The sequence below is a fragment of the Actinomyces urinae genome, from assembly GCF_900119695.1.
In the GTDB taxonomy this organism is placed as follows: Bacteria; Actinomycetota; Actinomycetes; order Actinomycetales; family Actinomycetaceae; genus Gleimia; species Gleimia urinae.
Window position 1 is genome coordinate 999,308 of the sequence record NZ_LT632547.1, and the last position, 11,865, is coordinate 1,011,172.

Sequence of the window (11,865 nt, forward strand, 5' to 3'; positions counted from 1 at the left end):
TTAACGCCTAGCAGGACAACTGACAAAACCTAAACCCATAACCGCAGCAACAAAAAGAAGAGGGAGCCAGCGGCTCCCTCTTCAACAAAGTAGAAACTAGTTCTTCTTAGCTGCGAAGCTCAAGTACAAGCTAATCAAGCCCATAGCAACCAGAATCGAAATGACCCACTCAAGAACAGAGCCAACACCAATCGCACCCGCGATCCAGCCGCCAATACCTGCACCAAGTGCGCCAAGAATAATCGTCCACACAATACCCATCGGCTGCTCACCCTTCATGAACAAGCGAGCAAGCGCACCAATGATCGCGCCAACAATGATGTACCAAATAATAGCTCCCATTACGGAAACCCCCTTCTCAATGTCTCAACAAGCCCGGCTTACGCCAGGCCTTACACCTTCTAACTTTCCAGAAAGCGAGCCAGACTTCGCGCGCAAACTCTAAAAGAGCGACGATTCGCACAAAATACAGGTAACCAAACCTAGCAAAGTAATATTTTAACCAAGTTGCGGTCAGGTATTCTTAATATTTGGGGTTCTCTTTTGTCGATGCTCAGGAGGCCTCGATGCCATCCACACAGCAACCGACACGAACACCAAACCCACCACCGCAGGCCACGCCGGGAATTGGCGCAACACCACAGCCCCCACAACCAAAGATGTTGCTGGGAGCAACGCGTTTAACAACGCAAATGTTGGCGCGTCGATCCAGCTCATAATGACCTGCTCAATGGAATACGGAATCACCGTAGACAAGAACGCTACGCCCACCACCGTCAGGAAAGTTTGCGTAGACTCGAACGCCGACACGAAGTCGCCCGACACCACCGGGAAATACACCAGCGAACCCGTGGCCGTTGCAATCGAGAGCGAAGTGAGGCCCGACCTTGCCCTCGCGATCCGGCGCCCAATCAGGATGTAGCCCGCCCACAGACCGCCCGCCAACATCGCCCACAAGAACCCAGACACTCCAGCGGAGCTAGTTCTATCAATACCAAATCCGGAGATCAGCAAAACCCCCGCAAAAGCCACCAGGCCCGCAAGTTTACTCAGCCATCCTCGCCCAAAAAATACCGCAACCACCACAGGGCCGAGGAACTCCAGCGAGACCGCAACACCTAAATCTAAACGAGCCACAGCCTCATAAAACGCTATATTCATTCCGGACATGACTACGCCAAACAGAGCTGACGCACCCACCTCGCGAAGCGTCAAATGCTCCCGCCACGGTCTGCGCCACGCCAGCAACACCAGTGCGGCAATCGTGACTCGCCACCACGCCACCGTAGTGGGAGCCATAACCGAAAACAACACCACCGCAAACGCGGCACCCGTGTACTGGGTTGTTCCAGACGCAATAAACAGCGCCGGCGCTAACGCGCGCCTGCCCGAGCTAGTCACCCGCAGTATGCTCAAACGAAAGCGACACCGAGTTCATGCAGTAACGCTGTCCCGTAGGAGTCTGCGGCGCATCATCAAACAAGTGCCCCAAGTGAGAATCGCAATTCGCGCAACGCACCTCGGTGCGCACCATTCCATGCGAAGTATCCTCAACGTACTTCACCGCGGCGTCCTCGGACTTATAAAACGAGGGCCAACCACAGCCCGCGTCAAACTTGGTCTGCGAGCGGAACAGCTCCGCGCCGCACGCACGGCAACGGTAAATCCCCTCGCGGTCCTCATTCAACAATTCACCCGTGAAAGGACGTTCCGTACCGGCCTCACGCAACACGTGGTACTCCATCGGGTTCAAGACCTCACGCCACTGCGCCTGCGTACGAGCCGCTGCATTCACATCAACCTTAGGAGTTTCCATAACTATTCCTGCTCCTCTTCTTGAATCCGCTTCATCTCCGCCTCCACCAACTGCCGGGCAGACTCATCGCCACCAAGCTTGCTGATCGCGGTTTCCTCAGAAATATCACCAAGGCGAAGCGCCCGCAAAGTCTGCGTCTCAATCCGCTTGCGCTGCATCTCTTCCGAGGGGCCCTCCAGCTTCTTCGACCGGGCCTCGGCCTCTTCACTTCCCGAATACAAACGATCCCCAACCGTTGACGTCACCGCGCTATCACTCGCTTCCGGCGCATTATCAGTAGCGGGAGTTTCCGGGCTCTTATCCTGCTGGATCGCAAGAAGCTCCGCAGGCGACAACACGCGAGTAGACTCCGGCTCGGCGACCACTTTCGTGGTCACTTTGCGGTCACGCAACCGCTTGCGACGCACCTTGCTGGCCCGGTTCTTCGCGGCGCGCATGCGAGCCTCCTGCTTCGTTTGCGCAGGCGGCTCTTCCGGTTCAGGCTTTGCCGCATTCTTCTCGCCCTCACGCTCAATCTCACGCAACTCGTTAGCGAGCTCCACGATCTCCCGCTCGGAGCGATCCAGGTTAACCTCAACCACGTCCTCTTTTTGCACGCGAGTACGAGTCAGAGCGTAAGGGGCGTTCTCAACCACCCAATCAATCAAATGCTCGCGCATATAACAACGCAAATCCCACAGATCACCAGAATTCCTAGCCGTCAACGCAATGCGAACGAGCATCCACCCATCCGTTGCATCCGTAACCTGCACACTAGAACTGCGCCTATCCCACAGATCCGTTTCTTCAAGCAGACGCTCAACTTCTCTCCGAATCAAAGGCACGGGCGCACGCCAATCCAGCTTGAGCTCCACAGTGCCAGCGAGCTTCGTATTTGCGCGCGTCCAATTCTCAAACCTGTTCTGCGTGAAATGAGTGGACGGAACAATGACACGCCGATCATCCCAGGCCGCCAGCACAACGTAGGTCAGGGTGATCTCTTCAATCGTTCCGAACTGGTCATCAACCACCACCACGTCGCCCACACGAATCGCGTCTGTAAACGTGATCTGCAAACCCGCGAACGTGTTCGACAGCGAATCTTGCGCCGCAATGCCAGCAACCAAAGAAATCACGCCGGCCGACGCCAAAATCGAACCCATCGCTATTCGAGCCGACGGGAACGTCAAAATCACCGCTACCGCGCCCAAAATCACGACAACCAACTGCACAATTCGGCGCAGCATCTGAGCCTGCGTAGCAAGACGGCGCGACCCCGTTGCCTCCTTACGATGCTTCGCGACGTCCTCAATCACGTACGCACCGGCATAACACATCCAACTGACCATCACGATTGTGATAATCAGCAGCGTGTGTTGCAAGGGCGGAATCCATGTAGCCGCATCCGTTGGGAGCACCTGCACCATATAATTCAGGCCAACCCACGCGCCCGCCACCAAGAACAGCGCGAAGAACGGGATCTTCACACGTCTTGCAAGCCAAGCGAAGTTATCGGACTTACGCGACACCACCCGCAGTGCGACCCACGCCAGCATCGCTATCACCAGCGAAACCAGCACACCTACCGCCACGCCCGCAAATAGTTGGAGCAAATTCAGCGCATCCTGCACAGCCTCTTCAGCATTACCGTCCATACTTAAAGAGTAGGTGCAGAAGCGGATATTTTCTTTTCGGCGCGGCATACCCACAACAACTTGAGCGCCGGTGAGAGGCCTCACAACTTCACACTTTGCCAACATGAAGGTAAGTCGCGTAGACTTTGACGAGTCTGATCGCACGCATTGCGAGCAGAGGCCCCCATCGTCTAGCGGCCTAGGACACCGCCCTTTCACGGCGGCGGCACGGGTTCGAATCCCGTTGGGGGTACGTTGGCCCCGTAGCGCAGTTGGTTAGCGCGCCGCCCTGTCACGGCGGAGGTCGCCGGTTCGAGCCCGGTCGGGGTCGCCACTTCTACCAAGACCCGCAGGGGTCTTTTTTTCATACCAAAAACCGCTGTTCTGTTACCCCTCCTGAACGATTCAAAGCACGGGCGCTACCTTGACAATTAGGGAGAGCATGCTCACACGCATAAAGCAACGCACTAATTTGGCAAGGGTTCAAAAGGCCGGTAATATAATCTTCGCATCAAGGCCCCGTAGCGCAGTTGGTTAGCGCGCCGCCCTGTCACGGCGGAGGTCGCCGGTTCGAGCCCGGTCGGGGTCGCTCGGTCAAGGAAACTTGACCAGAGCCTCTGTAGCTCAGTTGGTAGAGCGTTCGACTGAAAATCGAAAGGTCACCGGATCGACGCCGGTCGGAGGCACAGGTAACCCTCGGAAATCCGAGGGTTTTTCTGTACCCAAACCTCTAGCCCTGGCACCAAATCAGAATCAGCGTTAGTGGACATTCGCGTGCACATCGCAAACAGCGTCCATTTCAACGACAATAGACACATGAGTGTACTCCAGGCCCTAACCACCCCCACCGAGCCCGCGATCATTGCCCGCGGCCTCACCAAAACCTACGGCAAAGGCAACGCCGCTGTCACCGCCCTCAAATCCGTAGACGTATCCATCGGACGCGGCGAATTCACCGCCATCATGGGCCCATCCGGATCAGGCAAATCCACACTCATGCACTGCCTAGCCGGCCTCGACTCCATCACAAGCGGAGACGTAACCCTGGACGGCAACACGATCTCTAGCATGTCCGAGCGCAAACTCACCAAACTGCGGCGCGAACAAATCGGGTTCATCTTCCAATCCTTCAACCTCATCCCCACACTCACCGCGCGAGAAAACATCACTCTGCCAGCCGACATCGCCAAGAAAACCGTCTCCAAAGAACGCTTCGACACCATCGTCGACGCCGTTGGCCTGCGCGACCGCCTGACCCACCGGCCCGCCGAAATGTCTGGCGGACAACAGCAGCGCGTTGCCTGCGCCCGCGCCCTCATTACCGAACCCACCGTTGTGTTCGCCGACGAACCAACCGGAAACCTGGACTCCAAATCCTCCGCCCAAGTACTCAAATTCCTACGCGAAGCCGTGGACACCTTTGAGCAAACCGCCGTCATGGTCACCCACGACCCAACCGCCGCATCACACGCTGACCGCATCCTCTTTCTTGTAGACGGAAGCATCGTTGCCGAACTGCGCCAGCCCACACCTGACGCCGTTTTGGATGCCCTGCGCGAACTCGACGGCTTGCGCAAAACCGACCCGCAAGATGAGGGCGAGCCTGCCAGCCACCCCGCGCCGAGCGAGGATTCCACCCCCGCGCCCGAGCCTGGCGAGCACAAAGCGGTCCTCGAAAATCAAACCACGCCCGCCAAATCCGAAAGCTTTCAAGACGCCGAACGTCAACCCGGCGAAACCCTTGACGAAGCGCTACGGCGCATCGCGCCAACCGGTGAACTCGACGCCGAAACGCAAGACCTTCTAATCCGCGCGCAGAAGCTACTACACGACCTTCCCGGATCCGTCATTCCCGAGGACGACCTTGAACTGACCGGCCAAATCCCCATCGTCAAACGCGTTAAACCCGAACAAGACAACGCGCAAAACGGTAAGGAGCAGGCGTGATCGAAATAGCCCTGCGCGACGTTTGGGCGCACGCCACCCGGTTCCTCATGACAATCTTGTCAGTGGTGCTCGGCGTTGCATTCCTCTCCGGCACACTCGCGCTGCGAACCAGCCTCGAAGACACCTTTGTGCAATCCTTTGCCTCCACCACATTCGGCACCATTCAGGTGGAAGGCAACCCGATCTCCGATGATTCGAGCCAACGCGCGCGAATCGACGCCGGCGCTGCCGACACAATCCGCGACATAAACGGCGTCAAAGACGCCCAGCCCGTCTACATGAGTCCCATCACCGTGCTTCAAGACGGATCACCCGCCACAGGCGTCGGCACCGTCACCCTTGCCACCGGCGCTCTCGCCGGCTTCACCCCCTGGACGATTGAAGGCAAAACCCCGCGCAATGAGAACGAAATCGCGTTCGAAGCGGCCGCTTTGAAACGCTACGACCTGGCCGTTGGCGACCGGATCGAATACATCGCCGGGGGCGAAAAGCACCATGCCCAAATCGTAGGAATCGTGCACCTAGCCGCGGAAGTCTCGCCCATCAACATCATTGCTTTCGACCAAGAGACTGCGCGTTCGCTCAGCCAAACGCCTGAACTGGTGAACGCCATCGCCGTACAAACGGAAACCGACACGGACCAAGGCGTCGCCATTCGCGACATCAAGAACAGCCTTGGAGCGGACTACACCGTCAGGTCCAGCGATGACGCGATCGAGGAATCCGCCGACAACGTCAAAGACACCCTTGGATTCGTCACCACATTCCTACTCGTATTCATTGTCCTCGCCCTCGGTGTCTCAACCTTCATCATCGCCAACACCTTCCACATGGCCGTCAAAGCTCGGCAAAAGGAGTTCGCCTACCTGCGTGCCGTTGGTGCCTCTCCCCTGCAAATCTTCCTTCAAGTTGCCATTCAAGCCCTGGTTATCGGGGTTGTTGGATCCGCACTCGGACTCCTCGCAGGCACCGGCCTACTAGCTCTGGCATCATTCGGCCTCCTCAAAGCCGGAATGGTTACCTCCCTTATCACCGCACTACCCCGCGACGTAATCATTACCGCACTGATTGTGGGCATCGCAGTAACCCTCGTTGGTGCCATCCTTCCCGCCCGCGCCGCCGCGCACACCCCGCCGGTAGAAGCCATGAGGGAAGTCTCCGGAGTACGAGAAGCACCGCTTTGGCCGCGCGCCCTCATTGGCGGCGCACTCATCGCAGGCGGGGCTGCAGGCGTCTACCTCGGCGCGAAACAGGCCGTTACCTGGGCGGGCACCTGCCTGGGACTTGGCGCCGGGGCCGTAGTCATTGGCGCGCTCATTGCCTCACCTGCTCTCGCCAAAGGGATCCTCACCCTCCCCGCCCTCGCGTTACGCAAAACTCGGCTCGTAGCGCTGCGCATCGGCACCAAGAACGCCGTTCGCAACCCGCGACGCACCGGCGCCACCGCCGGCGCCCTCATCATCGGCATGGGTCTGGTGACCCTTGGAACCGTGCTGGCATCGTCCGTGCAGGCCTCCACCACCGAAGCGATCCAATCCGAACTGCACGCCGACCTCACCATCGCTCCCATCAGCCCCGGAGAATCCATCACCGATGAGGTCATAGCCAAGATTAGAGCCACCACGGGCGTGAAATCCGTAGGGGACTCCTACACCAGCGCATTCGCACCCACCACCGTCGATGGCGAAACCTTCCCCCTTGCCCTCACCACCGTGGATACCACCCGCCTCGCCTCCGACTTCAAAGTACCAATGGCCAGCGGCGCCCTCTCTAACATCAACCGTGGCCAAATCCTGCTATCCAAAAACAGCGCGCAAGCTCTCGGTCTTACCGTTGGTGACGAACTCACCGTCCTTGGCAACCTTGGGCCCAAAACCGTAACTATCGGTGGAATCCACGACTCCACGATCCTCACCACAACCTCCCTGGTCACACCCGATACGCTCGAGGGCCTGGGCCTGACCTCATTGGGACGCTCCTTCGTCACCGTATTCAAAACCGACCTGCCCCTGGACGAAGTGCAAGAAAATGTTCGCGCGACTCTCGCTGACCAACCCACCATCGCCGTCTACACCAAAACCGACCTGGTCTCCGAGATAGGCAACACCATCAACACAGTGCTTGCCGTCCTCTACGCCCTGCTCGGCCTCTCCATCATTGTGGCGATCGTCGGCATCATCAACACACTCGGTCTTGCCGTCAACGAGCGCACCACCGAAATCGCACTCATGCGAGCCATCGGCACCAGCAAACTCCAAATCGCCGGGACAATCATCACCGAAGCGATCCTCACCTCCCTATACGGCACCATCATCGGCATCCTCATCGGGCTCGGAACCGGCATCGGCCTAGTCACCTACACCAAAGAAGTAGGCATCTCCGTGCTCTCAATCCCCTGGGCAACCCTGCTGGTACTACTCGCCGGAACCATCGTCATCGGCATCCTCGCCGCAGTTGGTCCTGCCCGGCGCGCGGCACGTGCACCAATTCTCGAATCCATCACCTCCGAATGAGCATGTGAGTTTCAGCCAGAAAGCACCACTATTTCAAGCGACCAACAGCGATTCGTGACAAACTAGAAGCAGTGTGCCCTGCGCACAAGAATTCGCAGCCAATAAGGCCGCAACACAACCGACCCACTCGAGGAGTTCAAGATGGCAGTCGACAGGTCCAAACCAGCCACGCCAGTAATTGTGGAGACAACACAGTCTCGCCCTAACACAAGCATCGGGCAGCTAGTCAACGAACTGTCCAACCAGATCACCACCCTGATCCGCGGCGAGATCGAACTAACCAAGGTCAAAGCAACCACGCTTGCCAAGAAAGCCGGCGTTGGGGCCGCCCTTCTCGCAGGTGCGGGCGTATTCGCCCTCTACCTACTCGGATGGATCTTCCGCACCATCGAGCTTGGCTTCACAAACGTTGTAGCCCCCTGGCTTGCAGCCCTCATCACCGCGGGCATCCTCCTGCTCATCGTTATCATCCTTGCAGCACTTGGAGCCCTCCTCCTCAAAAAAGGCCTGGCAGACAAGCCGAACCCGGGCGACAACATGAAACTAAACGTCGCCGCAGCAAAGAAGGGATTGGAAAAGTGAGCGAAACCCCTCGCACCGTCGAAGAGATCGAAGCTGAAATCCTGCGCACGCGCCTGGCGATGCAGTCCACCGTCAACGAGATCAGCAGCCGCCTCAACCCGCGCGAACAAGCCAAAGCGGTAGCCACACGCGCCAGCGAAAAAGCCGCGCAGTTTGGGCAAAACACGGCAGATGAAGCCAAAGCTGCCCTCAAAGGCGATCCGCGCGCACTAGCCAAGTTCGCATCAGTTGGCGTAGCGCTCGGCCTACTCGCCGGACTCAAGAAACTGCGCAAATAGATCCAGTATTTGAAATCTAAAACGCCAAACAACCGCGGAAAACCCACAGATAATCTCAAAGACGTCTCTAGACGTTAGGATAATCTGTCCGATTTTCGCTAGAATAGGCGCTTGAAAGACCATTAGACGCTCAGGATTCCCACGGGAATCCGCAAGACACTGTGGAGGGGGTCGACGCCAATGGGGCGCGGCCGTCAGAAGGCCAAGCAGACAAAGGTGGCTCGGAAGCTAAAGTACACATCGCCCGAGACCGACTTTGACGCTCTGCAGCGTGAACTCGCTGCAGAGCGAGGCGAATCTAAAGATCCGTACGGGGAGATTCCCCCGGCAACCGACGAAGACAACTGGGATGACTACGACGACTACAAATGAGTCGTAACACCCAAAACAAATAGTCAAGCGAAAATCGGGAGGGCAAGCGCCCTCCCGATTCGTTATGCTTGACCAACCTATAAGTGAGCAGTTCCTAGAGCCGGTAGCTGCCCGTCAGCAGGGCCGCTCCTGCCTGCACTCCCTTAGCGCCCTCCACCAAACGATCCGAATCCGCTACCTGCAGCGAAGACGAAGAAAGCTCGACCTCACCCAGCACCCACGGCTCGCCGCCAACAGCCATCAAGAATCCCAGAGCTTCATCAGCTGCGGCCTCATCCACAATCGCGACCATGCCAACGCCCAAGTTAAACGTCTGCTCCATCGCGTCCCAACTGACTTTGCCCAACTTAGAAAGCGTTGAAAATACCGGCGGCATAGCCCAAGATGAACGATCCACTCGCGCAATAAATCCGGTGGGGATAACGCGCGAAATGTTCGCGCCCAAACCGCCACCCGTAATGTGGGACAAAGCCTTCACTGCGCCGCGAGGAAGCGACTCGATCATCGATAGCATCTGCTTCGTGTACAAGCGCGTGGGCGCAAGAAGCTCCTCGCCGAGCGTGCGGCCAAATTCCGGCACGTCCCGATCAAGCTTCCACGTAGAATCAGCCACAATCTTGCGAACCAGCGAATACCCATTCGAATGCAAGCCCGAAGACGAAATACCAATCAAGACATCGCCAACCGTCACGCGGTGAGCACCAAGCATCTCGTCCGCATCAACCACGCCCGTTGCGGCGCCCGCAATGTCGTAATCCTCCGGATCCATCAAACCGGGATGCTCTGCCGTCTCACCACCAATCAAAGGGCAATCCACCTGCGCACACGCCTGCGCCACGCCGCGCACAATATCCGCAATCTTCTGTGGCTCCACCCGGCCCGTTGCAATGTAATCCGTCATCAGCAACGGCCTCGCACCCATCACCACCAGGTCATCCACAACCATCGCCACAAGATCCTGACCAATCGTGTCATGGACACCCATCGCCTGCGCGATAGCGATCTTCGTTCCAACGCCATCCGTAGACGAGGCGAGCAGGGGCCTCTTCATCCCCTTCAACGCCGACGCGTCGATCATCCCGGCAAAACCGCCCGAATCACCAAACACCGTCGCATTATGCGACTTTGCAACCGCGGCCTTCATCAGCTCAACCGCACGGTCACCCGCCTCAATATCAACACCCGCAGCAGCGTAATCAACCATCAAAACCTCACTTAGTCACGCCAGGCGTACCCGGAATCGGAGTTCCCGGCGGAACCGGCACCGGATACTGTCCATTAAAACAAGCCAAACACAAGCTATCGGCCGGCTGCCCCGACGCCGCAACCATGTCTTCCAGCGACAAATACCCCAAGGAATCCGCGCCAATCCACTCACAAATCGCGTCCTCGTCCATAACCGAGGAAATCAGTTCCGCCCTCGTTGGGAAATCAATCCCAAAGAAACACGGCCAGCCCACCGGGGGCGACGAAATACGCACGTGAATCTCGCTTGCCCCGGCCTCGCGAAGCATCCTCACAATTTGCCTTTGCGTATTACCCCGCACAATCGAATCATCCACCACAACCAGACGCTTGCCCTGCACAATGTCGCGCAGCGGATTCAACTTGAGCCGAATGCCGCGCTGGCGCAAACTCTGCGTGGGTTGAATAAACGTGCGGCCCACGTAACTGTTCTTTACAAAACCCTGCGCGTACGGGATACCGGACTCTTGCGCGTAACCAATCGCTGCGGGCGTGCCCGACTCTGGCGTTGCAATCACATAATCGGCATCCACAGGATGCTCGCGTGCCAGTGCCGCGCCCATCTCTTGACGCGCCAAACTAATCGACCTGCCCGCAATCCTCGTATCCGGCCGGGCAATATACACGTACTCAAACACGCACCCGTGCGGAGTAGCCTTACCGAACTTAAACGAGCGCATACCGTCTGAATCAATCGCGATCAGCTCACCCGGCTCCACCTCGCGAATAAACGACGCGCCCACAATATCGAGCGCCGCGGTCTCAGACGCAAGCACCCAACCCGTATCCAAACGGCCCAAAACCAATGGGCGCAAACCGTGCGGATCACGCGCGCCATACAACGTGCGCTCATCCATAAACACCATCGAGAAACCGCCCTGAATACGCGGCAACACGTTCTTCGCCGCCTCAATCAGCGAACCGCGCTCAGTGGGTAGCCCCTCCCCCAAATGCTGTTCACAGCCCTTCTCAGTGCCGTACCCGCCCAGTAGCGCCGTAATAATCTGCGTGCCCGTCGCATCATCGTCAATCGGGCGATGCGAAACCTTATTTGCCAAATCGCGCAGCTGCAGCGCATTCGTCACGTTTCCGTTATTACCAAGCGCAATCGAACCCGTCGCAGTAGGCCCCAGCATCGGCTGCGAATGCTTCCACTTAGCCGCCGCCTTCGTTGCGTAACGCACGTGTCCTATAGCCAGATGGCCTTCAAGCGTTGAAAGAGCCTCATCATTAAACACCTGCGAAACGAGCCCCATGTCCTTATAAACCATGATGCTCTTGCCATCAGAAGCAGCAATACCCGCCGACTGCTGGCCTCTATGCTGGAGGGCGTACAACCCGAAATACGTTAAACGAGATACTTCCTCGCCCGGCGCCCACACCCCAAAAACGCCGCATTCATCTTTAGGTTTATCCGAATCAGAAACGTCTGCATCCAGCAGTTCATCTTCACGCACGCCCTCATCATTACACATTCACAAAACGAGTTGCGGGGCGCT

11 protein-coding genes and 4 tRNA genes are annotated in these 11,865 nt (G+C 57.7%); 9 read left to right on the forward strand and 6 right to left on the reverse strand.

Features of this window, described 5'->3' with window-relative positions:
• Positions 1-96 precede the first annotated feature (96 nt).
• The 4 genes from BQ7114_RS05910 to BQ7114_RS05925 form a co-directional block, all read right to left on the reverse strand.
• Positions 97-342: a GlsB/YeaQ/YmgE family stress response membrane protein gene (locus BQ7114_RS05910; RefSeq protein ID WP_072343205.1), complete on the reverse strand. Its 246-nt coding sequence runs from the start codon at positions 340-342 to the stop codon at positions 97-99.
• A 171-nt stretch (positions 343-513) separates the two neighbouring features.
• Positions 514-1,401, reverse strand: coding sequence for an EamA family transporter (locus tag BQ7114_RS05915; protein WP_072343208.1), 888 nt, complete (start codon positions 1,399-1,401; stop codon positions 514-516).
• Positions 1,394-1,816 carry a peptide-methionine (R)-S-oxide reductase MsrB gene (gene msrB / locus BQ7114_RS05920; protein ID WP_072343211.1) on the reverse strand — a complete coding sequence of 141 codons (423 nt, stop codon included), beginning with the start codon at positions 1,814-1,816 and terminating at the stop codon, positions 1,394-1,396. The genes BQ7114_RS05915 and msrB overlap by 8 nt, the downstream gene beginning before the upstream one ends.
• A 2-nt stretch (positions 1,817-1,818) precedes the next feature.
• Complete coding sequence (locus BQ7114_RS05925) at positions 1,819-3,450, reverse strand: mechanosensitive ion channel family protein (protein WP_072344871.1); 1,632 nt, start codon at positions 3,448-3,450, stop codon at positions 1,819-1,821.
• 159 nt (positions 3,451-3,609) lie between these two features.
• Between BQ7114_RS05925 and BQ7114_RS05930 the strand changes: the two genes are divergently transcribed.
• The 9 genes from BQ7114_RS05930 to BQ7114_RS05970 all read left to right on the forward strand — a co-directional run bounded on the left by BQ7114_RS05930 (position 3,610) and on the right by BQ7114_RS05970 (position 9,121).
• Positions 3,610-3,682 (forward strand) — tRNA-Glu (locus BQ7114_RS05930).
• A 4-nt stretch (positions 3,683-3,686) separates the two neighbouring features.
• Positions 3,687-3,763 (forward strand) — tRNA-Asp (locus BQ7114_RS05935).
• 181 nt (positions 3,764-3,944) lie between these two features.
• Positions 3,945-4,018 (forward strand) — tRNA-Asp (locus BQ7114_RS05940).
• A gap of 24 nt (positions 4,019-4,042) precedes the next feature.
• Positions 4,043-4,115: transfer RNA gene (locus BQ7114_RS05945), tRNA-Phe, on the forward strand.
• A 130-nt stretch (positions 4,116-4,245) separates the two neighbouring features.
• Positions 4,246-5,376 (forward strand): ABC transporter ATP-binding protein, encoded by a 1,131-nt coding sequence (locus tag BQ7114_RS05950; protein ID WP_083431835.1) that lies wholly within the window; start codon positions 4,246-4,248, stop codon positions 5,374-5,376.
• Positions 5,373-7,889, forward strand: coding sequence for an ABC transporter permease (locus BQ7114_RS05955; RefSeq protein ID WP_072343217.1), 2,517 nt, complete (start codon positions 5,373-5,375; stop codon positions 7,887-7,889). The genes BQ7114_RS05950 and BQ7114_RS05955 overlap by 4 nt, the downstream gene beginning before the upstream one ends.
• Positions 7,890-8,030: 141 nt before the next feature.
• The gene (locus tag BQ7114_RS05960; protein WP_072343220.1) at positions 8,031-8,471 is read left to right on the forward strand and encodes a phage holin family protein; all 441 of its coding nucleotides are present in this window, start codon (positions 8,031-8,033) and stop codon (positions 8,469-8,471) included.
• Entirely contained in the window at positions 8,468-8,749 is a 282-nt protein-coding gene (locus tag BQ7114_RS08930) for a DUF3618 domain-containing protein (protein WP_072343223.1), read from the forward strand. Before BQ7114_RS05960 ends, BQ7114_RS08930 begins: the two co-directional genes overlap by 4 nt.
• A gap of 180 nt (positions 8,750-8,929) precedes the next feature.
• Positions 8,930-9,121, forward strand: a complete 192-nt coding sequence (locus BQ7114_RS05970) for a DUF3073 domain-containing protein (RefSeq protein WP_072343226.1) — start codon at positions 8,930-8,932, stop codon at positions 9,119-9,121.
• Positions 9,122-9,215: 94 nt separating this feature from the next.
• On the opposite strand, the gene purM is transcribed toward BQ7114_RS05970, so the two are convergent.
• Entirely contained in the window at positions 9,216-10,325 is a 1,110-nt protein-coding gene (gene purM, locus BQ7114_RS05975; protein WP_072343229.1) for a phosphoribosylformylglycinamidine cyclo-ligase, read from the reverse strand.
• Between the two features lie 7 nt (positions 10,326-10,332).
• Positions 10,333-11,841: an amidophosphoribosyltransferase gene (gene purF / locus BQ7114_RS05980; RefSeq protein WP_072343232.1), complete on the reverse strand. Its 1,509-nt coding sequence runs from the start codon at positions 11,839-11,841 to the stop codon at positions 10,333-10,335.
• Positions 11,842-11,865: the final 24 nt, after the last annotated feature.

Bases quoted from the DNA above. Each gene is read 5' to 3' on its own strand.
- BQ7114_RS05910 (WP_072343205.1), bottom strand. From the start codon at position 342: ATGGGAGCTATTATTTGGTACATCATTGTTGGCGCGATCATTGGTGCG.
- msrB (WP_072343211.1), bottom strand. From the start codon at position 1,816: ATGGAAACTCCTAAGGTTGATGTGAATGCAGCGGCTCGTACGCAGGCG.
- BQ7114_RS05925 (WP_072344871.1), bottom strand. From the start codon at position 3,450: ATGGACGGTAATGCTGAAGAGGCTGTGCAGGATGCGCTGAATTTGCTC.
- BQ7114_RS05950 (WP_083431835.1), top strand. From the start codon at position 4,246: ATGAGTGTACTCCAGGCCCTAACCACCCCCACCGAGCCCGCGATCATT.
- BQ7114_RS05960 (WP_072343220.1), top strand. From the start codon at position 8,031: ATGGCAGTCGACAGGTCCAAACCAGCCACGCCAGTAATTGTGGAGACA.
- BQ7114_RS05970 (WP_072343226.1), top strand. From the start codon at position 8,930: ATGGGGCGCGGCCGTCAGAAGGCCAAGCAGACAAAGGTGGCTCGGAAG.
- purM (WP_072343229.1), bottom strand. From the start codon at position 10,325: ATGGTTGATTACGCTGCTGCGGGTGTTGATATTGAGGCGGGTGACCGT.
- purF (WP_072343232.1), bottom strand. From the start codon at position 11,841: ATGTGTAATGATGAGGGCGTGCGTGAAGATGAACTGCTGGATGCAGAC.